This window comes from Variovorax sp. 10N420 (genome assembly GCF_056394705.1).
In genome coordinates, this window is sequence record NZ_JBFTIJ010000011.1 from 1 (window position 1) to 24847 (window position 24847).

At 64.3% G+C, this 24847-nt stretch carries 24 protein-coding genes; 9 read left to right on the forward strand and 15 right to left on the reverse strand.

All coding sequences use genetic code 11. The features are described 5' to 3' along the window. On the forward strand, positions 1-639 hold a 639-nt coding region (locus AC1DEK_RS23845), incomplete at its 5' end, for a methyl-accepting chemotaxis protein (RefSeq protein WP_478127777.1). Here AC1DEK_RS23845 and AC1DEK_RS23850 read toward each other — a convergent pair. The 4 genes from AC1DEK_RS23850 to AC1DEK_RS23865 form a co-directional block, all read right to left on the reverse strand. Then, positions 599-1366: a hypothetical protein gene (locus AC1DEK_RS23850; protein ID WP_478127778.1), complete on the reverse strand. Its 768-nt coding sequence runs from the start codon at positions 1364-1366 to the stop codon at positions 599-601. The genes AC1DEK_RS23845 and AC1DEK_RS23850 overlap by 41 nt on opposite strands. A gap of 144 nt (positions 1367-1510) precedes the next feature. Continuing rightward, positions 1511-1660: a DUF2474 family protein gene (locus AC1DEK_RS23855; protein ID WP_478127779.1), complete on the reverse strand. Its 150-nt coding sequence runs from the start codon at positions 1658-1660 to the stop codon at positions 1511-1513. Then, the gene (gene cydB / locus AC1DEK_RS23860; protein WP_478127780.1) at positions 1647-2654 is read right to left on the reverse strand and encodes a cytochrome d ubiquinol oxidase subunit II; all 1008 of its coding nucleotides are present in this window, start codon (positions 2652-2654) and stop codon (positions 1647-1649) included. The genes AC1DEK_RS23855 and cydB overlap by 14 nt, the downstream gene beginning before the upstream one ends. Further along, on the reverse strand, positions 2654-4090 hold the full coding sequence (locus tag AC1DEK_RS23865; protein WP_478127781.1) for a cytochrome ubiquinol oxidase subunit I: 1437 nt from the start codon (positions 4088-4090) through the stop codon (positions 2654-2656). The genes cydB and AC1DEK_RS23865 overlap by 1 nt, the downstream gene beginning before the upstream one ends. Positions 4091-4262: 172 nt before the next feature. Between AC1DEK_RS23865 and AC1DEK_RS23870 the strand changes: the two genes are divergently transcribed. After that, the gene (locus AC1DEK_RS23870) at positions 4263-5423 is read left to right on the forward strand and encodes a hypothetical protein (protein ID WP_478127782.1); all 1161 of its coding nucleotides are present in this window, start codon (positions 4263-4265) and stop codon (positions 5421-5423) included. A 2-nt stretch (positions 5424-5425) separates the two neighbouring features. On the opposite strand, the gene AC1DEK_RS23875 is transcribed toward AC1DEK_RS23870, so the two are convergent. Beyond that, on the reverse strand, positions 5426-5968 hold the full coding sequence (locus AC1DEK_RS23875) for a hypothetical protein (protein ID WP_478127783.1): 543 nt from the start codon (positions 5966-5968) through the stop codon (positions 5426-5428). 291 nt (positions 5969-6259) lie between these two features. Between AC1DEK_RS23875 and AC1DEK_RS23880 the strand changes: the two genes are divergently transcribed. Beyond that, positions 6260-6823, forward strand: a complete 564-nt coding sequence (locus AC1DEK_RS23880; RefSeq protein WP_478127784.1) for a GAF domain-containing protein — start codon at positions 6260-6262, stop codon at positions 6821-6823. 15 nt (positions 6824-6838) lie between these two features. Here AC1DEK_RS23880 and AC1DEK_RS23885 read toward each other — a convergent pair whose 3' ends face one another. Together AC1DEK_RS23885 and AC1DEK_RS23890 are read right to left on the reverse strand one after the other, a co-directional pair. After that, the gene (locus tag AC1DEK_RS23885; RefSeq protein ID WP_478127785.1) at positions 6839-7606 is read right to left on the reverse strand and encodes a hypothetical protein; all 768 of its coding nucleotides are present in this window, start codon (positions 7604-7606) and stop codon (positions 6839-6841) included. Positions 7607-7848: 242 nt separating this feature from the next. After that, the gene (locus AC1DEK_RS23890; protein WP_478127786.1) at positions 7849-8562 is read right to left on the reverse strand and encodes an autoinducer binding domain-containing protein; all 714 of its coding nucleotides are present in this window, start codon (positions 8560-8562) and stop codon (positions 7849-7851) included. Between the two features lie 214 nt (positions 8563-8776). Between AC1DEK_RS23890 and AC1DEK_RS23895 the strand changes: the two genes are divergently transcribed. The 4 genes from AC1DEK_RS23895 (at position 8777) to AC1DEK_RS23910 (ending at position 11239) form a co-directional block, all read left to right on the forward strand. Beyond that, positions 8777-9163 carry a DUF4902 domain-containing protein gene (locus AC1DEK_RS23895; RefSeq protein WP_478127787.1) on the forward strand — a complete coding sequence of 129 codons (387 nt, stop codon included), beginning with the start codon at positions 8777-8779 and terminating at the stop codon, positions 9161-9163. Positions 9164-9195: 32 nt separating this feature from the next. Then, entirely contained in the window at positions 9196-9816 is a 621-nt protein-coding gene (locus AC1DEK_RS23900) for an acyl-homoserine-lactone synthase (protein WP_478127788.1), read from the forward strand. A 205-nt stretch (positions 9817-10021) separates the two neighbouring features. Beyond that, positions 10022-10927, forward strand: a complete 906-nt coding sequence (gene ku / locus AC1DEK_RS23905) for a non-homologous end joining protein Ku (RefSeq protein ID WP_478127789.1) — start codon at positions 10022-10024, stop codon at positions 10925-10927. 15 nt (positions 10928-10942) lie between these two features. Next, on the forward strand, positions 10943-11239 hold the full coding sequence (locus AC1DEK_RS23910; protein ID WP_478127790.1) for a hypothetical protein: 297 nt from the start codon (positions 10943-10945) through the stop codon (positions 11237-11239). Positions 11240-11245: 6 nt separating this feature from the next. Here AC1DEK_RS23910 and AC1DEK_RS23915 read toward each other — a convergent pair whose 3' ends face one another. From AC1DEK_RS23915 to AC1DEK_RS23940, 6 genes are all read right to left on the reverse strand, one after another. Beyond that, positions 11246-13492 (reverse strand): xanthine dehydrogenase family protein molybdopterin-binding subunit, encoded by a 2247-nt coding sequence (locus AC1DEK_RS23915; protein WP_478127791.1) that lies wholly within the window; start codon positions 13490-13492, stop codon positions 11246-11248. Between the two features lies 1 nt (position 13493). Then, on the reverse strand, positions 13494-14510 hold the full coding sequence (locus AC1DEK_RS23920) for an FAD binding domain-containing protein (RefSeq protein WP_478127792.1): 1017 nt from the start codon (positions 14508-14510) through the stop codon (positions 13494-13496). Beyond that, positions 14507-15043, reverse strand: coding sequence for a (2Fe-2S)-binding protein (locus AC1DEK_RS23925; protein WP_478127793.1), 537 nt, complete (start codon positions 15041-15043; stop codon positions 14507-14509). Before AC1DEK_RS23925 ends, AC1DEK_RS23920 begins: the two co-directional genes overlap by 4 nt. Before the next feature lie 15 nt (positions 15044-15058). After that, a complete protein-coding gene (locus tag AC1DEK_RS23930; RefSeq protein WP_478127794.1) occupies positions 15059-15352 on the reverse strand; it encodes a hypothetical protein in 294 nt (97 codons plus the stop codon). A gap of 123 nt (positions 15353-15475) precedes the next feature. Continuing rightward, complete coding sequence (locus tag AC1DEK_RS23935) at positions 15476-17905, reverse strand: membrane-bound PQQ-dependent dehydrogenase, glucose/quinate/shikimate family (RefSeq protein ID WP_478127795.1); 2430 nt, start codon at positions 17903-17905, stop codon at positions 15476-15478. Between the two features lie 105 nt (positions 17906-18010). After that, positions 18011-19933 carry a hypothetical protein gene (locus AC1DEK_RS23940; RefSeq protein WP_478127796.1) on the reverse strand — a complete coding sequence of 641 codons (1923 nt, stop codon included), beginning with the start codon at positions 19931-19933 and terminating at the stop codon, positions 18011-18013. A 174-nt stretch (positions 19934-20107) separates the two neighbouring features. Between AC1DEK_RS23940 and AC1DEK_RS23945 the strand changes: the two genes are divergently transcribed. Both AC1DEK_RS23945 and AC1DEK_RS23950 read left to right on the forward strand, forming a co-directional pair. Continuing rightward, positions 20108-20776 (forward strand): response regulator, encoded by a 669-nt coding sequence (locus AC1DEK_RS23945; protein ID WP_478127797.1) that lies wholly within the window; start codon positions 20108-20110, stop codon positions 20774-20776. Between the two features lie 11 nt (positions 20777-20787). Further along, positions 20788-22734 (forward strand): sensor histidine kinase, encoded by a 1947-nt coding sequence (locus AC1DEK_RS23950; protein ID WP_478127798.1) that lies wholly within the window; start codon positions 20788-20790, stop codon positions 22732-22734. Positions 22735-22763: 29 nt separating this feature from the next. Here the strand turns inward: AC1DEK_RS23950 and AC1DEK_RS23955 are convergent, their stop codons facing one another. Together AC1DEK_RS23955 and AC1DEK_RS23960 are read right to left on the reverse strand one after the other, a co-directional pair. After that, positions 22764-23669 (reverse strand): SDR family oxidoreductase, encoded by a 906-nt coding sequence (locus AC1DEK_RS23955; RefSeq protein ID WP_478127799.1) that lies wholly within the window; start codon positions 23667-23669, stop codon positions 22764-22766. A 191-nt stretch (positions 23670-23860) separates the two neighbouring features. After that, positions 23861-24847: a PLP-dependent cysteine synthase family protein gene (locus tag AC1DEK_RS23960; protein WP_478127800.1), complete on the reverse strand. Its 987-nt coding sequence runs from the start codon at positions 24845-24847 to the stop codon at positions 23861-23863.

The following is a 24847-nucleotide window of genomic DNA, read 5'->3' on the forward strand; positions in this document are numbered from 1 at the left end:
GTCAAGCAGAACGCCGACAACGCGCGCCAGGCCAATCAGCTTGCGGTGTCCGCTTCCGAAGTGGCGGTCAAGGGCGGCAGTGTCGTCTCGCAGGTGGTCGACACGATGGGCTCCATCAATGCATCGTCGCGCAAGATCGTGGACATCATCGGCGTCATCGACGGCATCGCCTTCCAGACCAACATCCTTGCCTTGAATGCAGCAGTCGAAGCCGCCCGCGCTGGCGAGCAGGGCCGCGGCTTCGCCGTCGTGGCCTCCGAAGTGCGCAGCCTGGCCCAACGCTCAGCCGCCGCAGCCAAGGAAATCAAGACGCTCATCGGCGACTCGGTAGAAAAAGTCGAGGAAGGCAGCAAGCAGGTGGCCGAAGCCGGAAAGACCATGGAAGAGATCGTCGACAGCGTCAAGCGCGTGACGGACATCATGGGCGAGATCACTGCCGCGAGCCAGGAGCAGACGTCCGGCATCGAGCAGATCAATCAGGCGATCACGCAGATGGACCAGGTCACGCAGCAGAACGCGGCGCTGGTCGAAGAGGCCGCCGCTGCGGCAGGCTCGCTGCAGGATCAGGCGGCCAGCTTGTCGCAAGCTGTGAGCGTGTTCAAGCTCGGCGCTGGCAGCGCCGCCGCAGCTGGGCGATGAGCGCCTCGGCGGTCTCGTCAGCCCGTTCGAGCTGGCGCACACGATCGTTGATCACGCTGAGCAGTTCGTGTTCGCCGCACACCAGGGTCGCACCGGACTCCGGCGCACCGTCCGTCATCTCTCCCGGGAAGGAGAGGTTCCAGTAGGGCCAACCCATCGGCCTCACTTCGATGTTGTAGGCATCGGCCAACGCGAACGCCGGCACCGCCACGGATTCAAGGAACTTGTGGTCCGGCGGGGCAAGGGCGACCACTCGCTGGCGAGTCACGGTGAAGGCAAACCGAACCGACGCTTGCATGTCCAGCATTCCGTCGCGAACCAGCGTGCCGAGGTCGGCCGGTGCGCTTCTTGTCCACGCCGCGGCCTGGCTGCCCAGGAATGCGAACGCACCGCCATCGCAGATCGCGAAAAGCCGTTCCGTCGGGCCCGGCGTTCGGGCATAGGCGCGGAGCAGCTCGCCCATGGCTGGCCGGCGGCGCACGTCGGCATACAGCCGATGCGGGTCATAGCCGAACCGAAAGAACGCCGCGTGGCATGCGTCTTCGGGAGAAACCCCGCCGTTGACGCCTGAGAGTCCCTTCAGGTCGGCCATGCACTGCCTCAGCATGCGGTCCACCACCGTCAACGCCTGACCGGTGATCGCCGCCAGTGCCGCCGGGATGGGTTCGACCTCGCCCGCTCGGTCGCGGATGATGGGGTGGAGTGTTCGCGTTGCGGTGGTCGTCATTGAGCAACCTCGCTTCAAAGGATCAGGGTGACGTGAAGGAAAAATAATCTCATGAGCGAAGCCCTGGCGGCGAACCGTCTAGAAAGCGCCACTCAGCAATGGAGACTACTTCACGAAACGAAGAAGCAAATGCTGGCTGCGATCTCAGCGCGTGAGGCCGACCGAGCCCAGGAGGAAACGCACGAGCAATGCCAGCAGGAAGAGCGTGCCGACGCTCACCGCCCACAGGGCTGCCAACCATCCGAGCCTCCGCAGCCAAAGCTGCCAGCCGCGCCGGGCCTCAGTGGTAGCCATCGCCATGCCGCACCTTGCCGCGGAACACCCAGTAGCTCCACGCCGTGTACATCAGGATGATCGGGATGATCATCAGCGCCCCGACCAGGGCGAAGCCCAGACTTTGAGGCGGACCGGAGGCTTGCCAGATCGAGATGTCCGGCGGGATCACGTTGGGCCAAAGGCTGATGCCCAGTCCGCTGTATCCGAGGAAGAGCAATGCCAGCGTGAGCACGAAGGGCGACGCATGCGCGTCACCCCGCAGGTCCTGCAGCAGCCGCCACACGACCAAGCAAACCAGCAGGGGCACCGGCGCGAAGTAGAGCAGGTTGGGCAGCGTGAACCAGCGCGCTGCGATTGCGGCATGCGCCAAGGGCGTCCACACGCTCAGCGCGCCGATGACGCCGAGCATCACCCACACCAGCGGCCGTGAGAGCTTGCGCATGCGGTCGTGCAGCTCGCCCTCGGTCTTCATCAGCAGCCAGGTCGCGCCCAGCAATGCATAGGCCGCCACCAGCGCCAGCCCCGTGAAGATCGCGAACGGGGTCACCCAATCGAAAGGCCCGCCGGCGAAGTTGCCGTCCACGACCTTCAAGCCATTGAGGAAGGCGCCCAGGGTCACGCCTTGAAAGAAGGTGGCAGTGATCGAGCCGCCGATAAAGGCCGCATCCCACCAGCGACGCTTGCCGGCACGTGCCTTGAAGCGAAACTCGAAGGCCACGCCGCGGAACACGAGCCCCACCAGCATCAGGATGAGCGGCAGGTAGAAGGCGCTGAGGATGACCGCATACGCCAGCGGAAATGCAGCCAGCAAACCGGCACCGCCCAGCACCAGCCAGGTCTCGTTGCCGTCCCACACAGGTGCGACGGTGTTCATCATGACGTCGCGGTCCGCCTTGGCGGGAAAGAACGGAAAGAGGATGCCGATGCCGAGATCGAACCCATCCATCACGACATACATCATGATGCCGAACAGGATGATCACGGCCCAGATGAGGGGAAGGTCAATACCCATTACACGGCCTCCGGTGCGGCGAGATCGCCTTGTTCATCGATGCCATCGGACGCGGCCGAGAGCGGGCGCATCGGTTGGCGCGACTCTCCGGGCCCGCCGTGTGCCGGCAGGTCGCCTTCGTTGGTCGATGGCCCCTTTGCAATCAGGCGCAGTCCGTAGGCAGTGCCCGCGCCGAACACGACGAAATACACCAGCACGAACAGTGCGAGCGTGAAACCCACCTGCGAAGCCGAATGCTGTGGCGAAGCCGCCTCGGCAGTGCGCATGAGTCCGTAGACGATCCAGGGTTGCCGTCCGATTTCGGTCGTGTACCAGCCCGCCAGGATCGCCGCCAGGCCCGCGGGCGAAAGGGCGAGGGCGAAACGCAGGAACCAGCGATGACTGAACAACCGCTGTCCGCGGCGCAACCAAAGTCCCCAGAGCGCCAGCGCGATCATCAGCAAGCCCATTCCGACCATCGCGCGAAAGGTCCAGAACACAATCGTCGAGTTCGGCCGGTCTTCCCTGGCGAAGTCTTTCAGCGCGGGAATCTGCCCGTCCCAGCTATGGGCAAGAAGCAGGCTGCCCGCGCGCGGAATCTCGATCGCGAAGCGAGTCACTTCGGCTTCCATGTCGGGCCAGCCGAACAGCAGCAGCGGAACGCCTTCGCCCTCCGGCGTGCGCTCCCAGTGGCCTTCGATCGCGGCCAGCTTGGCCGGCTGGTGCTCCATCGTGTTGAGGCCGTGCTGATCGCCGATGAGCGCCTGGATCGGTGCAGCCACGAGCAGCATCCAGAGCGCCATTGAAAACATCGTGCGAACACCGCTGTTGTCGCGCCCCCGCAGCAAGTGCCATGCGGCCGCGCCGCCCACCATCAGCGCGGTGGCGATGTAGGAGGCGACCACGGTGTGCGCGAGGCGATAAGGAAAAGACGGGTTGAGGATCACCTTAACCCAATCGACCGGCACCACCCGGCCGTCGATGATCTCGTGGCCCTGCGGCGTCTGCATCCAACTGTTGGATGCGAGGATCCAGGTCGCCGACACCAGCGTGCCGACGGCCACGGCGAGCGTCGCGATGAAGTGCAGGCCGGGCCCGACCCGGTCGCGCCCGAACAGCATCACGCCGAGAAAGCCTGCCTCGAGGAAGAAAGCGGTGAGTACCTCGTAAGTGAGGAGAGGCCCGGTCACGCCACCCGCGAAGCGGGAGAAGTTGCTCCAGTTGGTGCCGAACTGGTAGGCCATCACCAGGCCCGACACCACCCCCATGCCGAAGGCCACCGAGAACACCTTGATCCAGAACTGATAGAGATCGATGTAGACCTTGCGGTGAGTGCGAAGCCACAGCGCCTCCAGCACGGCCAGATAGCTTGCCAGGCCGATGGTGAGCGCCGGAAAGATGATGTGAAACGAGATCGTGAAGCCGAATTGGATGCGGGCGAGCGTGAGTGAATCCATCTCTTGGCATCTCCATGGAAGGCTGCTGCAGCGGTTCTGCGAGAAGTGCTATTGAACATGAGGGCGAGCCCATTGGGAATAGGACAAGTTGTCCGCGACACCGTTTGCCGTTCCCGCTAGGATGTGACGCGCCACGGGAGGACAGCAAAACACCTCATAGGATTCGCAGCCCATGCCGATCTCGTTCAACAGGCACGGACCCTTCTATCGACTGCAGCGCAGGCTTGGCCTTCTCAGCGAAACCGACCTCAGTGTGCGTCGCCGCGCGATGCTGTTCGTAGCGGTGGCCTGGATACCGGCCGTGGTCCTTGCAGCAACCCAGGGGCTCGCGATCGGTCCCCACCACGAGCGGGCGATCCTGCTCGACTACAGCACCTACGCCTTGGCGATCGCGATCGTTTGCTTCGTCGTGATGGAGCAGTCATCGGACACGCGCATGGCCCGCCTCGTCAACGAGTTCGAGGCGCGCGGGATCGTGACTGAAGCGTCCCGCATCTGCATGGCGAGGGCCAAGGCGAACATGGGCCGACGCACCGGCTCGTCCCTTGCCGAAGCAGCCATCCTGGTGTTGGCGTACGCCTTGGCATACCTCTGGCTCCTGAACGCGCCCATGACGACCGATCAGGGCGCCTGGCATGGACGCATGGTCGACGGCTCCCTCCAACTCACCCTTGCCGGCTGGTGGGTGGCCCTTGTCTCGCTGCCTCTGTACTGGTTTCTCTTCGGCCGCTGGCTATGGCGCTTCGTCACCTGGGGGATCATGCTCTTCGATATCTCCCGTTGCGGACTGCGCCTCGTCGCCACCCACCCGGATCGCTGCGGCGGCCTCGCCTTCGTGGGACAGTACCCAAGAACCTATGTGCTGTTCGTGTTCGCGGAAAGCACCGTCGTGTCGGCGACCGTGCTCAAGGCGGTGGTGTATGGCGGCGCCAGCTTGATGGGATTCAAGTTCGCGCTCCTTGGGATGATCGTGCTCTTCGCGCTTGCCTTTATCGTTCCACTGGCGGTGTTCATGCCGCAACTGGTTGCGCTCAAGCACCAGGGACTTGCGCACTACGGCTCATTGGCGAGCAAGCACAACCTCTCGTTCGATGCGAAATGGATCTCCGGCGAGGAGCCGGCCGAGGAGTTGCTTGGGTCTCCGGACCCATCCTCGCTGGCGGATTTCGCGGCGGGCTACGACCTCATCAGGCGAATGCTGCCTGTGCCGGTCAATCTGGAAAGCGTGATCCCGATCGTCATGGCTGCGCTCATACCGCTGATTTGCGTCGCGCTGACGCAGGTGCCGGTTGTCCAGGTCGCCGACGAAATCAAGAAACTGATGCCCTTCTGAAGTCAGGAAGTCTTCTTGCGCAGCAGTTTGCCCAAGCGCGTCCTCAGCGGGGCGGGCATCGCACTCTTGCCCGCACGGTAGGCATCGCGCTGCACCTGCAAGGCGGCTGCCAGAGCGGCGACGCTTGCACTGTCGTAGCGCCAGATGCCGGTGACCACGAAATGCGCCGCCTTGGGCGTTACCCGGATGTCCTGGGCGCCAATGCTCTGCAGAATCTCGGACCGCGCCTTGGCCAGCAAAGCCTCGCGGCCATCGAAGTCGGCGATCTCGCGACTGAGCTCGATGCCGATCGTATGAATCGACGGGCGCAGATCAGCGATGAAGCTGACCACCTCGGCCAACACCAGCTTGGGGAGGGCACCGATCCGAAAGCCCTGGAAATCGACGGTGATGAAGTTCTCGATCAACACCTCCGCTCCGTCCGGACTGAGCCTCACGGACTGAACACGTCCGATCAGCGTCTGCCCGTCGAAAACATGGATGGGGTCGCCAAGATCGTATTGGCAGCCGCCCGGGCCGGTGAGGCGCAGTCCCACCGCCGTCATTCGACGCGCAGTCCGAGTCTGCGTCCCTTGCCGTTGGCATGGGTCCTGATTGATCCGCGGATCGCGGTTTCCAGCGAGTTCATGGTGATGACCATGCGCTGAGCTTAGCCGGATCTGCCCGCGCTCCTTCCGGTCGAATTGAAGGGACGGCGAATGGAAAGTGAATTCAATAGAACTAGTTTGCCCATTGCAGGCTTTCGCCCAATGTCAATTTCCATCTGATTCAAGTCCTTTTCCACACATTGGCTCTGCGCAGCTGACTTAGGATGACCGCACGGAGAGTAGTTATTGATGGAAACGAATTTACAAGACGGCGACCTGGGGCGCTGGGGTGGCCAACTCGCCGTGCTGACGGCCGAGGCCGATTTACGTGGTCTCGAGCACCTGGAACGCTCGATGAGCGCGCTGCTTCGCGTGGTGCGCGAGCAGCTCAACCTGGAAGTGGTTTTCGTCGGCGAATTCGTTGGCGGCGAGCGCGTGTTCCGTCACGTTTCGGCGAAAGCGCCGGCCCCGGTCATCCAGATCGGGCAGTCGCACGCGCTGGACAAGACCATTTGCCAGCGCATCGTCGATGGGCGAATGCCCCGGCTATTGAAGAGCGCGCGGCAGGAGCGCGCGCGTTACGGATTGCCGGAGCACTACGACGTATTGGGCGGACATATCGGCGTGCCGGTCAGGTTTTCAGACGGCAGCCTCTACGGCGTTCTCTGCGGCTTCAGCTTTACCGCCTGCGATCACCTGGACGAGCGCGATGTGCGACGGCTTGAAATGGCAGCGGGTGCGGCAGCGCGCCTGCTGGCGCAAGCCGAAGGCCACGATGTCGATCGCACATTCGAGCGCGATTCAGTGAACTGAGAGGCTGCCGGCGCCTCAGATCGCCCCACAAAGGGCAAATGCATAAGCGGCGTCTTGGGCCGCCACGAACCCCGGTTGGCCGGGAAGCCGGAGATCGGCGGTCGATGGCGGCGGCGCAATGGATGGATTGTTCGAGAAGCGCCTGAAAACGCCTTCGCGCTTCGACGTCGCAACCGCGGGCTTCGAGGAAGGCCTCACGGTGATGTCCTTGATGCGCTTTCTGTCGTGGCGGACGATGGCCTGCCGGTCGCCGTCGACGACACAAAGCGTGCCCCGCTCGGTCTCCAGCACGTCGCGAAACTGATCCCAGACCATCGGAACGGACGGCTTGATGCCGGCGAGCTCGCATCCCGTGCGACGTGCGAAGGCCGCGAGTTCTTTCGGCAATTCGAGCGGCACGCAGGAGACGAGCTGCCCGTTGTCGTCCGAAGGCGCTGAAAAATAGAAGGCTGAAGAGCTCGCGTCCTGATCGAACAATTGCTCGAAGCGTGCGCGGGCATAGGCATCGCGCAGGCCCCGATCGATCAATGCGGGGGACCAGGGCAGCACGAAGTACTGCGTCTCGCCCGCTCCGATGATCCAAGTCAGTGCCCGGCCCGCCGGGCCCTGCCCGATCCAGGAAGCCAGGGCCTCCATGGCGGCGCCCCGGTCGCCATCGGCGAAATCGAAGTGAGCTTTGCGCGTGATCAGCGGCCTGAGCCAGAGGCGCGCCACCTCGCAAGCGATCAGGGTACGCGGCGCGAGATGCACGCGTATTTCCGCACGGCTCAGAAGCGACGTCATGGCCGGCGCCCCATGCGGCGACCAGGCGATGCGGCGAGCTTCGCTTGTCGCGGGCTCACGCAGCGAGTCACAGGCAGTTTCATGCCTCGATTTGAGGCGAGCAGCCGCAACCCGATAACTAGCAATTCTGGTAGGTAGCCCGCGAAAACCCCCTCGCGTGCGACCGCTCTGTGACAAAGTACCTGCGAGCCCCAGCCCTCGCAGCGCGGCGGCGCGTTGGATCAAGCGCGGGCAGGAGCGAATCAGTTCAGCAGCCCGGCCATCAGGGCCTGGACCACGGCGGCTGTCTTGTTCGCCGCCTTCATTTTTTGAACCGCGTTCTTGATATGAAAGTTGACCGTCGGGATCGAAATGGAAAGGATGTCGCCGATTTCCGCGGCGGTCTTGCCATCGGCGCTCCACTTGAGCACCTCGATTTCACGCGCCGTCAGGGCGGCATCCGGCTGCACCACATACTTCGGCTTGAGCAATCGCGACATCGCAAGGTGCGCCGCCTGCACCAGCCAACGCATTTCGCTTTCCTTCGACGCGAGCTCGTTCGCAGTCAGCGGATCGCCCGAGCGCGACAGCGTCAGCATCCCGCCGATACCGAAGCCGTCCAGGCTCGACTGCGCCCAGCCGACCCGCAGGCCTTGCTCCCTCGCTTCGGCCCAGAACTCCTTCGAAGATGCGAATACATCGTCAGTCCACAGCAGCGGGCGCTGACTGAGACTGCCATGTCGAACGCTGGGGTCAATGGCCAGATAGCCGGCCTTCTGATATCTCTCCTGCCACGCTTTCGGGTAGTTGTTCAGCGTGATGACCTTCGGGTTCGACACGGGCACGGCGAGTCGAAGGCCGTACGCGCAGTGCTCGAAGCCCAGTTCGCGGGCCGCCGCCAGCAAGGCCTCGAAGACGACGTCCTCGCCGGACGCTCGATCGAGCGCCGTGAGCAGGTTTTCGTTGAACGCACGCATGAAGGTGGGCTCGTTGGCAGCTTTGGCGTCGCGTCGGCGGCTGGGTGGAAGAGGGACTCTCGGGATATGCGGCAGCAGTGCGAATTCTCGCGCCTGCGTGAAACAAGCCACCAATCTAGCGGAAACGCATCACCGCCGCTGCGACGCCTGCATCGCGCGGCCTCCAAATCAGGACCGTTTGCACGGTTCGACGCACTTGCACAGGAGCCACGACATGATCATTCCCTTGTCCACTGGACTGCTTCGGATCGCACGACGCGATCTCGACCAGCTGCAGCTGGCCCATCTGGTCTCCGGTCTCGACGATGACGCGGGACAGGCCCGCGCCTGTGGGGCGGTCATCGCGCTGTCGGGCTACACGGAGTGGGTCTGTCCCGCACAGCCCCGCCTCAGCCTCGGGTGGGACTGGCAGTTCGACGAAGCCGCGTCGCCTCCGCAAATCTGCAGAATCGGACTGCCGCGCACCAACATCCTGCTGCTCGACGGCGATGGAGCGGCCTTGCCATGGAATGAAAGCCTGCAAATGCTCGCCAATTTCATCGACGGCTTTGCCTGGAATGCGCTGGCTTTCCGGGCGGTGTGCGAGCGCTACGCCGCCTGACCTGTCAGAAATGATAGTTTCGCCGCCGACTCATGGCGGCTGAAATCTTCCCGACCTACAACCGGGAACAAGCAATGGCAATGGAAATATTGGCAGGACGGCCGACCGAGATGGCGCCGCACATCCTCGACGAAGTCGCACGCTACCGCCACAAGGTGTTCGTGGAGACGCTGGGCTGGGATCTCCTCACCGAAGAAGGGAAGGAAAGAGACCAGTTCGACCGCGACGACACGCTCTACCTCGCCGCGCGAGACGTCGGGCAGAACATTGTCGGAACCGCGAGGCTGCTGCCCACGGACCGGCCTTATCTGCTGGGCGACGTCTTCCCCCAATTGCTCGGCGGCGAGCCTGTTCCTTGCGATCCGCGGATCTGGGAGCTTTCGCGATTCGCCGCCGTCGACTTCGCGGCGACGCAAGGCAATGCGCTGCACCAGTTTTCGTCGCCGGTAGCCGTCGCGCTTCTCGAAGAATCACTGGCGATCGCCCGCCGAAGCGGCGTCGAGCGCATCATCACGGTCTCCCCGCTCGGCGTCGAACGACTGCTGCGCCGCGAAGGCTTTCGTGCGCATCGCGCAGGCCCGCCGATGATCGTCGGCGGCCACCCGATCTTCGCGTGCTGGATCGAGGTGACGGAGCGCGCTGTCGAAAGCTGAAAGGGAGCGGGCTCCCTGGCGTCATTGACGCACCCGCCAAGGACGACGCCCGCCGGCGGGCAGTCGATGCTGTCCTTCATGCAGTCAGAGCCTTGTCCGGCAGGTTGCGCGCGGGGTGCGGCTAGATTTGCTGCAGATCAAGGAGACCCCATGGCAGACCTCGTCAAGGCCGCGAAGCATCCGCGTGCGGCAGGGAATCGCTGAAATGGCCACCGGCGGCAGAACGCTCTGGAAAGGCGCCATCACCTTCGGACTGGTCAACATCCCCGTCGGGCTTCACACCGCAACGACGGAACAAGGCGTGGACTTCGACTGGCTGGACAAGCGCAGCATGGACCCGGTGGGCTACAAGCGAATCAACAAGAGAACGGGCAAGGAGATCGACAAGGACGACATCGTCAAGGGCGTCGAATACGAAGACGGCAAGTACGTCGTCATCTCGCCTGAAGAGATCGAGGCCGCCTATCCGCGAACGACCCAGACCATCGAGATCCAGCGCTTCGTGGACGCCAATGCGATCCCGTTCGTCTACCTGGAGCGCCCCTATTACGTTGCGCCGGTGAACAGGGGCCAGAAGGTCTACGCACTGCTCCGCGAGGTGCTCCTGAAGACAGGGAAGATCGGGCTGGCCAAGGTGGTCATCGCCACCAAGCAGCACCTGGCAGCCTTGGTGCCCAGCGACAAGGCACTCGTGCTGAACCTGATGCGGTGGGGCGACGAGGTGAAGTCGCTCGAAGGGCTCGACCTTCCAGCCGCGGGTGCGAAGTCTTCGAACATCAGCGCTGCCGAAATGAAGATGGCCGAACAACTCGTCAAGGACTTGTCGGGCGAGTGGAAACCCGAAGACTTCCAGGACGAGTTCAAGCATGCCGTGATGAAGCTGGTCGACAAGAAGGTCAAGGCAGGCGACACCGAAACCGTGATCGAACCGCAGGAGGAAGCGCCCTCCGAAGGCGCTGAAATCATCGACCTGACCGAACTGCTGGCGCGCAGCCTGAAAGGGGACAAAGCCCCGCGCAAAGCCACCGCAAAAAAGGCCGCTCCACGAAAGGCGGCGAGCCCCTCCAAGGCAAGGAAGGCGGCGCCCACTAAATCGCGCAAGGTGGCTTGACCATCGGCCGCCCTGATGACCATGGCCAGCCTGCGCCGCATTGCCGTCACGGTCGACGAAATCCGTGAAGGCCGCTTTGATTGGGTGCTGATGGAAAAGGACACCGAGTCCCATGAGTGGAAGCCGATCCGCCGGGCCGATTCATCGGCAGCCACCTATCACGAAGCCATGGCCGCGGGCTTGATGGCGCTGCAGGCCATGGTGGGCGATCTGGACACGGGACCGCGGGAAGGGACTGCGGAGAAGCCTCCGGACGAAGCTGCGGAGCAGCGCGGCGGCAAGCGCTTCGGCTTTGGCGGCCTGCGGGAGTAGGGCCGCTCACAGGAGCTTGTCGATGGTCGCGGGCAGGTCGCGAATGCGCTTGCCCGTGGCGTGAAAGATGGCGTTGACCACGGCGGCCGCCGTCCCCACGATCCCGATCTCGCCCAGTCCCTTGACGCCGAGCGGCGTCACTTCCGGATCGGGCTCTTCAACGAAGATGACTTCGATGTCGTAGATGTCGGCGTTCGCTGGCACGTGGTATTCGGCAAAGTTGTGATTCATTACCCGGCCGAGCCGGTGATCGGTGAATGCGTCCTCGTGCAAGGCCATTCCGATGCCCATGACCACACCGCCAAGAATCTGGCTGCGTGCAGTCTTCGGGTTGATGATTCTTCCCGCCGCCACGGCGGACACGATGCGTGTGACCCGCACGACGCCGAGTTCTTCATCGACCTTCACCTCCGCAAAGATCGCGCTGTGCGTATTGCTTGCCTTGAGCATCTGGCCGATCTTGTCGCCGATGCCGGGCTTGGCAGTTTCCTCGGCGCTCAACGCATTCTTGCCGGACGCACGCATCACGTCGGCGATGCTCACGGAGCGTGACGGGTCGGATTTCAGCTCGATCATTCCGCCCCGAAACTCCACCTCCTCGAGCTTCGGCTTGCCGAGGGGCTTGCCGTCCATCTCGTGGGCCGCGTCGATCAGTTGTCTGCCGATCGACTGGCAGGCGAGCTGCACCGCAGCACCGGCCGATGCCGCCATCCATGAACCGCCTTCGACGGGCGATGCAGGCAGCGCGCTGTCGCCGAGTTGCGGCGTGATGCGCGCCAGCGGCAAGCCCAGGGTGTCGGAGGCGACCTGGGCCATCACGGTATAGGTGCCGGTGCCGATGTCCGAGGCCGCGCAGGCGACGACCAGATCCCCTTCGGCGCTCAGGCGTGCACTGGCCGTGGTTTTCATGAACATCGCATCCCACATGCCGGTCGCCACGCCGAAGCCGACAAGCTCGGAGCCCTCTCGCATCGATCGCGGCGCGGGCGAGCGGCGGTCCCATCCGAACCGGGCTGCCCCTTGTTCGTACGCCTGGCGCAGCGCTTTCGACGTGAATGGCTTGTCGCCCATCGCATCGACCTCGGAGTAATTGAGCAGACGGAACGCCAGCGGATCCACCTTGGCGAGGCAGGCCATCTCGTCGATGGCGATCTCGAACAGCGTCATGCCGGTGGCTGCGCCGGGCGCGCGCATGTCCCCGGGGGTGTACGTGTCCACGGGCGCGAGGGTGTACTCACCCGATGCGTTCTCGCACGCATAGTTCATCAAGCCCCAGTTGCAGACCACCTCCATGTAGTTCTCGAAGCGCGATGTGGACGTGGTCGCATCGTTGACGATGGACTGCAGCCGGCCCTGCGCATCCGTCGCCAGGCGCACCGACTGGAGCGCCTCCGGCCGGTGCACGTGGGTGAACATCTGTTGGCGCGTGAGCACCACGCGCACCGAGCGTTCGAGCATCTTGGCCGCCAGGGTCGCGAGATAGACCTGATATTGCGGCCGAAGGCCGGAGCCGAACGCGCCGCCGACGTAGGGGTTCAGCACGCGCACGTCATCGGGGGAGAACCCGAAGACCGAAGCAAGGTAGGACTGGACATTCTGCGAACCCTGCGTCTTGTCGTAGACGGTGATCTTGCCTCCGCCTTCCCAGATCACGGTCGATGCGTGCATTTCCATCGGGTTGTGGAAATGCAAGGGCAGGTGGTAGTCAGCGGCATGCTTCAGCGGCGCTGCGTCGAACCCCGCCTTGGCATCGCCACGTGCCTTGGGCGACTGGAAGGTGCCGCGCTTTCTGACGGGCTCGAACTTTTCCTTGAGAGCGACCATGAAGTCCGTGTTGTGGGGCTCTGGCGCGTAGGTCACCCGCACCAGCGCTGCCGCATCGCGCGCCGCTTCCAGCGTTTGCGCCACCACCAGCGCCAGCGGTTGCCCGCTGAAGACGACGGCGCCGTCGTAGAGCGGGCGAAACGGCGAGCCAGGCACCGCGACCTCGTCCTGGTAGCTGCGGTCCAACCATGCAACGTGCGGGCGGTTGAAATGGCTGATCACTTCCACCACGCCCTCGATGGCCCGGGCCGCCGAGTCGTCGATCGACAGCACTTTGCCCTTGGCGATGTCGCCCGAGACCACCCAGCCGTACAGCAGGTCGGCTGCGCTGTGCTCGGCCGCATAGCGAGCCCGGCCCGTCACCTTCTCGAACCCGTCCACCCGGTTGATGGCGTCACCGATGCGGGCACTCGTATTGGATGCGTTCATGTCATGCCACGCGTTTGTCGTTTTGAGATTGAGGGGTCTTTGCGGCCGCCTGCCGCAACGCTCGCACGATGGCGCGTCGTCCGAGCTCGATCTTGAAGTCGTTTCCGCCTTGGCCCGAAGCGCCCGCCAGGAGCCGATCGGCCGCTTTGGCGAAGATTGCGTCGGAGGGGGTCGCGCCGGTCAGCAACGCCTCCGCCTCGGGCACGCGCCAGGGCTTGTGCGCGACGCCGCCGAGTGCCACGCGCGCTACCTCGATGCGACCATCGCCATCGAAGCGCAGAGCCGCAGCGACCGAGACCAGTGCGAACGCATAGGAAAGCCTGTCACGCAGTTTCAGGTACGTGTAGTGCTCGCTGAAGTCTTCCGCGGGCAGGTCGATCGCGGTCACGAGTTCGCCGGGTTGGAGCGTGTTGTCGCGCGATGGATCGTCTTCCGGCAAGCGATGGTATTGGGCAAAGGCGATCGTGCGTTCTCCCGCCGGGCCCTGCACGCGCACTTGGGCGTCCAGTGCGGCCAACGCAACGCACATGTCCGACGGATGCGTTGCGATGCAATGTTCGCTCGCGCCGAGAATCGCGTGGATGCGCGTCACACCACCGATGGCTCCGCAACCGGAGCCGGGCGTGCGCTTGTTGCAGGCCGTCGCGGTGTCATAGAAGTAGTAGCAACGCGTGCGCTGGTTGAGGTTGCCACCGTTAGTCGCCGCATTGCGCAGTTGGGGGCTTGCGCCGGCCAGGATCGCCGATGACAGGAGCGGGTAGCGGGCGGCCACCCGCGCGTCGTAGGCGGTGTCGGCGTTCGTCGCCAACGCGCCCAGGCGCAGGCCGCCGCCATCGATGTCGGAGATCTCTCGCAGTGGCAAGCGGCGGATATCGACCACGGTGGCCGGCCGTTCCACGTTCTCCTTCATCAGGTCGACGAGGTTGGTCCCGCCCGCGAGAAAGCGCGCGCCCTGCACGCCGGCGAACTGGATCGCCTGGGCTGTGTCATGCGCGCGGCTGTATTCGAAGCGGTTCATCGCTGCGCCTCTTCGCGCTCCATGACGGACATCACGGACATGATGGCATCCACGATGTTTGTGTAGGCACCGCAGCGGCACAGGTTGCCGCTCATCAGCTCCCGCACTTCGTCTCGCGTGCGGGCTTTGCCTTCCTCGAGCAGACCCCGCGCCGAGCAGATCTGCCCCGGCGTGCAATAGCCGCACTGGAATGCATCGTGCTCCATGAAGGCCTGCTGGAGCGGGTCCAGCCCTTCGGCGCCATCGCTTGACGCCATGCCTTCGATCGTGCGAACGGACGAACCGTCCACGCTCACAGCCAGCACCAGGCAGCTGTTCACCCGGCGGCCATCGAGGAGGACCGTGCACGCGCCGCACTGGCCGTGGTCACAACCCTTCTTCGTTCCCGTCAGTTGCATCTCTTCGCGCAACAGATCGAGCAAGGTCACCCGGGGCGGCACTCGTGTCTGGTGGTCGACGTTGTTGACGTGCAGGTTGATGGGGATGGCCTCGTTGCTGGCGATCCCGCTTGCAGGTGTGGTTTGGGTGTCCATGGCGGACCCTTGCTTTCATCGCCTGCTTTTGGGCGCCGGCTCGTCGCTCGGGAGATTCGAGTCCGACAGCTGTTCGGAAGGCGGCCCGAGCCGGCCGCTGTCGGCGCCTTCGGCTGCAGAAGTGCCTCCAGCTCTTTGCGCCTTGCCGCGACCGGACATGATTTCGTCATCATCGAAGTCCAGCGGCTCGGGCGCGCCTTGATCGGGCCCGCGATCGACCCGCCCCCGGGAGGGTGGTTGCGGGCCATGGGGACCGATCGCGTCCGGCAGACCGTCGTCCTCGATCATATGCTTGGGCGATGTAGCCATGTGTACTCCTGGGTTGATTTGCCGCAGCAATGCGCGCAAGGACCCATGTTCTCGCCCACAGCCGCCCGCACTGTGGGCGAGCCCGCCTGGCGCTTGTAGGAGTGGTCGACAGCGGCTCTGCGGCTAACGAGGCAATGCGTACGCGATGACGCTGTCTCCGGCCTTCGTGCCGAGCGAACCATGCCCGCCTGCGACCACCAGCAGGTATTGGCGGCCGTCCGCGCCCGAATAGGTCATGGGCGTTGCCTGACCCCCAGCGGGCAACCGGCTGCGCCAGAGTTCCCGACCGTCCGTCATGTCGTAGGCCCGGACGTAGTTGTCCAGCGTGCCGGAGAGGAAGGCGACCCCGCCTGCCGTCACAACAGGACCGCCAAGGTTGGGCACGCCCATCCTGAAAGGCAAGGGCACAGGCGCCAGATCCCGCACGGTGCCGTTGCGGTGCTTCCAGAGGACCTTCGCCTGATCGAAATCGACGCCAGCAACATAGCCCCACGGCGGCGCTTGGCACGGAATGCCCAGCGGACTCACGAACGCGGAGAGCTTCACCGCGAACGGCGCACCGAAGTTCTCGCCAAGTGCGGGAAGACTGCCCTTCGGACGCTCCTTGCCCTGCACCAGCAGGGACGTTTCGTCTGTGCGCGGCACGAGGCGCGAGACGAAGGCCAGGTAGGTCGGCGTCGTGAAGCCCATGCGGCGCACGGGATCCACCGCAATGCCGCCCCAATTGAACACGCCGAAGTTGCCTGGATAGACCAGCGTGCCGCGCGTGGAGGGCGGCGTGAAGCGGCCTTCGTAGCGCAGGCGATGAAACGCGATGCGGCAGTAGAGCTGGTCGAACATCGTCGTGCCCCACATGTCCTTGCCCGTCAGCGGCTTCGGGTCGAAGGAGAGGGTGGAGCGGGGCTGGGAAGCCGCCGCCTTGTCGCCGGTCGCGGCACCTTGCGGGGCAGGGGTCTCGGTCACCGGAAAAACCGGCGTGCCCGTGCGGCGGTCGAGAACGAACAATTCGCCTTGCTTCGTGGGCTGTACCAGCGCGGGCACGACGCTGCCGCCCACCTGAAGGTCCACCAGAGTGGGTTGCGCGGGTACGTCGTAGTCCCAGAGGTCGTGGTGCACCGTCTGAAAGCTCCACCGCACACGCCCGGTCGCAAGCTCCAACGCGACCACGGCCGACGAGAAGCGCTCCACCGCTTCGCTGCGCTGGCCTCCCCACTGGTCCGGCGGCTGATTGCCCATCGGCACGTAGACCAGTCCCAAGCCTTCGTCCACGCTGGAGATGGACCAACTGTTCGGCGAATTCGCGGTGTAGCTTTCGCCAGCCGCAATCGGCGCCGTCGCTTCGGGCTTGGCCGAATCCCAGTTCCAGACGAGGGCGCCGGTGTCGATGTCGAAAGCGCGGATCACGCCCGACTGTTCGTTCGTCGAGACGTTGTCCAGCACCGTTCCGCCGACGATGACGAGCTTGCGCGTCACCACGACGGGCGACGTCGAGTAGTAGGCACCGGGCTGCCGGTTGGGCATGTGAGCCCACAGGTCGATCTGGCCCGTTCCGCCACCGAAACTCGCGCAGGGCGTACCGGTATCCGGATTGAGCGCCAGCAGCCTGCCATCCGCGGTCGGCATGAAGAGCTTGCCAGGACAGGCGCCTGCCGCCGCATTGCCGGCCGCAGCATTGGCGGCCGCCGCTTCGGGTGGCTGGTACGACAGGCCTCGGCAAGTCAGATGCTGAAGCGCGAGGTGGCCCTCGATGGCGACCTTCGGGTCGAAGCGCCAGACCTCCGCACCCGTGGTGGCGTCGAGCGCCAGGACGCGTTGATGTGGCGTACACAGGATGAGGCGATTGCCGATCTTCAGCGGCGTGACTTCGAAGGTCGTCTCCTCGGGGTCGCCGGGCCGGCCACGCACGTCGCCGGTGTGCATCTGCCACGCGATCTGGAGCTTGTCCACATTGGCAGGCGTGAGTTGATCAAGCGGCGAGTAGCGCTGCCCGAATGCGGTGCGGCCATAGGCATGCCACTCTCCCGAAGGCAGATTGGCATCCGCTTGCGCAGCAGCCGAGGACGCAGGCCGCGATGCGATGCGGCCAGTGATGTCGTGCGGGTCATGAAACCACGATGCAACGGCGACCACCGCAAAGACAGCCAGAACGGCGGTGAGGGCCAGCCCCGTGCCTCGCCAGGGCGACACCCGGGATGATGGCGTTCGCCAGCCCAGCCCGCGCGTGACCCATGGCGTCAACAGCAGGAGCCCGAGGACGAACAGCATGTCCATCCGTGCTGCGAGCGGCCACCAGTCCAGACCTGTCTCCCACAGCGACCAGATCAAGGTGGCGGCCACGATCAACGCATAGAGCCACAGGGCCTCTTGCGCCCTGCGCACCAGCAGTACGCCTGAAAGCACGAGGCCGATGCCTGCGAGCACGTAGTAGAGGCTGCCGCCAAGCGTGGCCAGCCATACGCCGGCCGCGCCAACCACCAGACCGATCAGGAGCAGCAAGCTGCCGAGGATATTCGTACCGCTCCACCAGCGGTGCGTGCGCTTCTTATCGTTCATCAAGATCTCCTCGCGGGAGTCTTCGAATGGCACGATGCGCTCGCTGTCAGGTGCGGCCCCGCTAGGGTGTAGGAGACCGGCGGCGCGCACGCCGGTCCCGGCGCCTTACCTTTGGTAGTAGCTCTGCAGGTTGCGGCGGTATTTGTCCGGTGACTCGACCCACATGACGGAGGCCGCGATCGTCGGATTGCCCGCGAAGCTCAGGCTCGTGCTGAGCTGGCCCGATGCGTTCGGCGACGCCGCCTTTTCGAGGCTGTCGACTTGCGTCTGAGCGCCGTCCCTGCGCCGCATCTGCACATAGGCTTGCGTGAGCGGATTGAGGTTGCGCGCATTGAAGGCGATGGTCCCGCCCACAGACGAGTCGAAGGCATTGAAGGCGTCGATGGTCGCCTGCTCGATCGCCGGGAACACCGAGCCACCAGCGGCCTCTGCCAGCGTCAGCGGGCGGCGCTCCATCGTGACGCGGTAGATGCCGTCCGATGTGCCGGTGGGGAACGACACCTGCGCGCCGCCGGCGCCATAGGCGGTGAGCGTGTATTGCGCCTTGTCGGGGATGGCGGCAATCTGCGCATCGGTCAGCGCCGAAGCTTGCGCGCCTGCACAGGTGGAGGCCACCATGTAGGTTTCCATGTTGGCGCCGTCGATCATCCAGCGGCCTCCCAGCGCGGGCGGCATGTATCTGAGTCCCGCGGGCGGCAGCCCCGGGCCCTTGACCACGATGTAGGCAATGGCGCCGCCATCGTTGCTCGCGTCCGTATCCTCGATGTTGAATTCGAGGCCGGTGTTCACGCACGGGGTCGAGCCCGGAAGTCCATGATGCACGGCCGTAGTGTTGAACCAGTCCAGGTTGAGCACGCGCTGGTCGCCATGCAGGCGCCATATGCCATCCGTGCCCTTGCGCACCTTCCAGTTGTCGAGCCGGCCGAGTTCCACGCCCTGCGGCGTCTTCACCGAGAACGAAAGGTGTGCGGTGACCTTGCTCGGATCGCTGTAATCGATCTGGCGAATCTCGACGTCGGTGAATGACACGCCGACGAAATCGGAGTTGTTCGTCAGCTCGGCCAGCGAGTCCGCGAGATTCATGTCGTTCCACCGGAAGCCGCTCGTCATGAGGGGCGACAAGGCACCCGAAGAGGGCAGGCCGTTGGCGTACTTGGCCGTGAAATCCTTCAGCACCTGCTTGACCAGTTCCTGGTCACTCGCGCCCGTGGCGACGTTGGTGCTGCTCAAGGCCGCCGGCGAAGTTTCGGCTGCAGCCTTGACGTCCAGCTTGTCGACGACCGCGATGGTGTTGACGACATTCGAAATGGTGGCTGTATTGGCGGCCGTGTCATAGCTGACGCGGATCACGTCCAGCGCCTTGTCAAGCGGGTCGGAAAGCGGCGTGAATGCGGTGTGAAGCAGGTCGATCGCAGTATCGACGCCCAGCGCGCTCAGCACCGGCAACAGCTTCTCCTTGAGCTTCGCGACTTCGGCATCGATCTGCCCCTTGCTCGCCAGCTCGGCTTTGCCGCTCTGCTCGAAGTTGTCGAAGTAGGCTTGCGCAAGCTGCCCGGCGACGTTCGAGACGATCAAGTCCGTCAGTTGCGTGATATTGATGCGCCCGTCGAGATCGGCCGCGGTGGCGATCGAGTGGACGATGGCGGTGGTGCCGTTCACCGAACCCTCGGCACGAAACACGAACGGCGCCGTCATGCCGCTGACGTCGACCGAATAGCTGCCGTTGGTGCCGATCGGTGCGGTGCGCGTCACGCCTTTGGCGTCCTTGACCGTCACGGTGCCCACCAGCGGTGCGCCGACGGCGGCAACGCCCGAGATCTGCGCGCCGGTCTGTGCAACGCCGTTGCCGTTCGTTCCGTTGCTGGTGCCGGTGTTCGTGCCGCCCGTTGCTGCCGTGCCGTTGGTGCCGACCGCCACCGCGCCAAAGCCGCCGCCACTGCCGCCGCCCCCACACGCGGCCAAGCTGGCCACCAGCGCCATGACGGCGCCATGAACGCCCCAACGCCTTGCTGATTTGATCGATTTCAATACCTGCTCCATTCCTGCTCCATTCGCCAAAGTTGTTGTTTGTTGCGGAGAGGAGGCTATCGGCGTGGCTCACTGCCGACATCCTCAGTTCATGGGGTGGGCCCCCCCACATTCGGCGGGGCGATCGTGCGAACATCCACGGAAAGCCGCAAAAGCAACATCGCTCGCCCTGAGATGACCCACCAAGCCCCTGTCCGTGTCGCACTGGTCGAAGACGACCCCGCCATGCGCGAAGCCTTCGAACGCGTGATCCGGGCGGAGCCCAGCCTGCGCTTTGCCTTTGGCGCCTCGACTGCGGGCGAACTGCTGTCGTGGTTTGCGCACAACCCGGTCGACGTGCTGCTCGTCGACCTGGGCCTGCCGGACTGCTCGGGACTGGAGGTCATCCGCCGCTGCCGTGACGTTCAGCCCGCCTGCGCGATGATGGTTCTCACGATCTTCGGCGACGAGGCCAACATGCTCAGCGCCTTCGAAGCCGGCGCCAGCGGCTACCTGCTCAAGGACGGCACCGAAGCCGACCTGGCCATGCACATCCTGAGTCTTCATGGGGGTGGTTCGCCGATGTCGCCGACCATCGCGAGGCAACTGCTCGTGCGCTGGCAAGGCCGTCAGGCCGCCGCGCAGCCGGCGACGGCACCGTCATCGAATGAGTCGCTGTCGCCGCGCGAATCCGAAGTGCTCGCGCTCATCGCTCGCGGCTTCACCTACACCGAGGTGGCGGAACGCCTTGGCATCCTGCTGTCCACCGTGCAGAGCCACGTGCGCAACATCTACGGCAAGCTCGACGTGCACAACAAGGCCGAAGCCCTGTTCGAGGCGCGGCAACTCGGGCTGCTGAACTAGCGGCCGCGCGCATGCTCTTTTGGCCCTCGAACCCGGTGGCGCACGCTTGGCGGCTTGTCGCCCGCTGCCTCTCGGCGCTGACAGTGATCGTCCTTTGCCTTGCGCCGGGAGCCACCTGGGCTGGACCTGACGAACTGGGCGATATCCGCACCTTCGAGAGCGCCGAGGCCGTCCTCGAACCGGAGGGCTTGCCGCCGAGAGAGGGGCCCGTCGATCTCGGTCGCCGCTGGGACGCGGACTTTCCGGGACGCGGCGGTCGCGCCAGCTACCGCATCATGCTGCCGCCGAGGCGCAGCCCCGAGCCGATGGCGCTGCTGTTCTCGCGCGTCGGCAATCAGGTCGACGTGCTTGTCAATGGCAGCGTGATCCGACACTGGGGCACCCTCGGTGATCCGCTGTTCGACGCGGCCAAGACACCAGTGATGGTGACGGTCCCGGCATCGTTGCTGCACAGCGATCGCGAAAACGAATTGCGCGTCGAAGCCACCATCCAGCCGCAGCGCCTGGGGGGCCTCTCGGTGTTCCGCTACGGACCCCAGGCGGCAATCGAGCCGATCTACGACGCGCACCGGCTGCGCCGTGACGTCGCGATGCTCGTCTTCGCTGCGGGCCTTCTCGGCATGGGCGTGTTCACGGGCGTGCTGTGGCTTCGGCAGCGGGAGCCGATGTATGGCTGGTTCAGCCTCGGCGCGGCGCTCGGCTTCATTCGCATCCTCGACCGTGCGTGGCCCGACGTGCCCGTGCCCTGGCCGCTGCTGGGCGCAATGGTGGCGATCTGCTTCATGTCGCACATGGCGCTGATGTGCCGCTTTGCCCTGCTGGCCGTCGAGCCTGCCGCACGCTGGGCCAGCCGGAGCGTCGACATCGCAATCGTGCTCAGCTCGGTGCTCGCCTGCCTGTCTTTCGGCATGCGGCAGCCGTTGCTGCTGACATTGGCACTGTGCTCGATCGTTCCGATGTCCCTGTTGTCGCTGTGGACCGTCATCCGCCGCGCATGGCTTGGCGGCGACCCAAGGCTCCGGGCTTGGCTGATTGCTGCTGCGCTCACGGCTTCGATTGCCGCGGGCCTGCACGACCTCATTGCAATCCGCATCGCGAGCGCGAACGGCTTGCGGACCACCTACGTGCAGCACGCGATGTTCGCGTTCGTGCCAATCATGGGCTGGATCATTGCCGAGCGCTACAGCCGCACGGTGACGAACTTCCACGCGCTCAACGCCAATCTCTCGCGCCGCGTCGACGAGCGAGAGCATCAGCTCAAGGCTGCGTTCGACGCGCTGCGCGAGCAACAGCACCATCAGTCCGTATCGAACGAGCGGCAGCGCATCATGCGCGAGATTCACGACGGCGTCGGATCGCAGTTGGTGGCTCTGCTCAACATGGTCGCCCGCCCCGGCGCCGATGCCGGCGCGTTGCGCGAACACGTCCAGGTGGCTCTCGATGAAATGCGCATGGCCGTCGACTCGCTGCAGCCTGCGAACGACGATCTCGCCACCGTGCTCGCAACGCTGCGCTATCGCCTGCAGCCGCGCCTGGAGGCCGCGGGCATCGCGGTGGTGTGGGAAGTCGCCGAGCTGCCGGAGCTGCGTGAGCTCTCGCCCAACGTCGTCATGCACGTGCAACGCATCCTGCTCGAAGCCTTCACCAATGTGCTCAAACATGCGCGGGCATCGCGCATCGTCGTGCGTGCGCGACTGCGCGAAGACGAGCCTGCCGTCACCCTCCAGATCGAGGACAACGGCGTCGGGCTTCGCCACCCCTCTGCCGGTGCGGCAGAACCGGCAAGACGTCGAGGCGGACGCGGGCTCGACAACATGCGCTCGCGCGCCGCGGCCATCGGCGCTCGGCTGCGTGTGGAGCAGCCTCCTTCAGGGGGCGTTTGCATCACGCTGAATCTCAAGGTCGAGCGCGGCGACTCGGTCTTTTCGGGGCTTTCGAGGCCGATGGAACTGACGTAGCGCCGAAAGCCGATCAGCGTCTTGAGGCCCTAGCCGATTTCAGCACGCCCGTGTGTCCGACCCGAATGGCCAGGCTCGTACAGCGTGCCTTGCGGATGCTTCGGGTCTTCCCATTTCTGCTGCCGATCGACCTGCCTGGCCGACATCTTGTCGGCTACCGAGGGCATGATCTTCGACATGGTCGTGTTCAGAACGGACATGGAGCCGACCTTGATATCGCGCCCGCCCTCCGTCGCCGCCTTGAGAATCGCGCGTGCGACATCCTCCGGATCGATCATCGGATCCGGCAGCTTCGGCTCCTGGTCCATGTAGTTCCTGGCGTGCTCCGGGTAGGGCGTGTTCACCGCGGTGGGCTGGATGAGCGTGATGCTCACGGGGCTTTTGTCGACGTCTTCGATCTCGGCCCTCAGCGCATCGGTGAACCCCTTCACCGCGTGCTTGGACGCGGAATACATGCCCTGCAGCGGAATGACGGCGTCCGATGCCTCGCTGCCGAGATTGATGAGCGCGCCGCCTTCGCGCTTCAGATGCGGCAAGGCAATCAAAGAGCCGTTCACGACGCCCCAGAAATTGATGTCGAACATTCGGCGGCTGTCCTTTTCGTCGACCTGGTCGAGGCGTCCGAAGATCGAGACGCCGGCATTGTTGATCCAGGTGTCGATGCGGCCGAAGGTGTCGATCGCCACGCGCGGCACTTCTTCGAGCTGCCGGCGATCGGAAACGTCAGCAGCGACCACCACCGCCCGCCGCTTGCCGTCGATCGCGTTCCCGTTGAGCTCCGCCGCGAGTCGATCCAGCACTTCGGTACTTCGGGCGACGAGCACCAGGCACGCGCCGCGTTCTGCTGCCTGACGGGCGGTGCATAGGCCGATCCCGCTGGAAGCTCCGGTCAACACGACGACCTGCCGGTCGAGAGGCTTGAGATGAACTGACATCGGTTCTCCTGATTGAAAGCTGTGGAGAGCCAATGTTTTCTGCCGTTTGCGATGCGCGTGCCGTCACGGACACCGCGGGTCTGCGTAGGACGTCATTGATGAGCACGGTCGTTTCAGCAGCAGAATCCGAAGTCGCTTGTTCTGTGATCCGCGTGGACGCAGTGTGCGAGAGCCAGCGCAGCGACGTCAAATCATTCCGCCATGTCCAGGTAGCCCTTCGAACGCATCCACTCGCTGTTAAACATCTTTCCAAGGTACCGAGTGCCGTGATCATGAAAAATCACGACGACCACATCGTCCTTCGTGAGCTTGTGCGAACACTGCAACAGACCCGCCATGGCGGCGCCCGATGAATTGCCCGCGAAGATGCCTTCCTTCAGTGCCACCTCACGAGTCATGAGCGCCGCATCCCTGTCTGTGACCTTCTCGAAGTGGTCGATGACAGAGAAGTCCACATTTGCCGGTACGAAGTCCTCGCCAATGCCTTCGGTCACGTACGGGTAGATCTCATTCTTGTCAATACAGCCAGTGTCCTTGTACTTTTTAAGCACGGAACCGTAGGTGTCAATACCCCATACTTTTATGCGGGGGTTCCTCTCTTTCAGGTACCTTCCCGTTCCCGATATGGTTCCTCCAGTCCCGACGCCCACTACCAAGTGAGTTACTTGCCCCTCAGTCTGCTCCCAGATCTCGGGGCCCGTCGTTTCGTAGTGCGCGAGAGAGTTACTGGGATTGTCGTATTGGTTCGGCTTCCATGCGTTGGGAATGTCCTTCTCCAACTGAGCGGAAACCGAGTAATAAGACCTGGGGTCTTCCGGCGCGACGTCGGTCGGGCATACGATAACTGTTGCGCCCAGGGCCTCAAGGGCGTTCACCTTCTCCTTCGACTGTTTGTCGGTGGTGGTGAAGACGCACTTGTAACCCTTGATGATTGCCGCGATCGCTAACCCCATCCCAGTATTGCCACTTGTGCCCTCGATAATCGTTCCTCCTGGTCTCAAGCAGCCAGACCGCTCCGCGTCCTCTACCATCCTGAGAGCCATTCGGTCCTTGGTCGAATGACCAGGATTAAAGGTCTCCACTTTTGCCAGCACGGTGGCAGGGATGTGTTCGGTTAGCCTGTTTATTCGAACCATCGGGGTGTTTCCGATAGTCTCGAGAATGTTCTTTTTCCACAT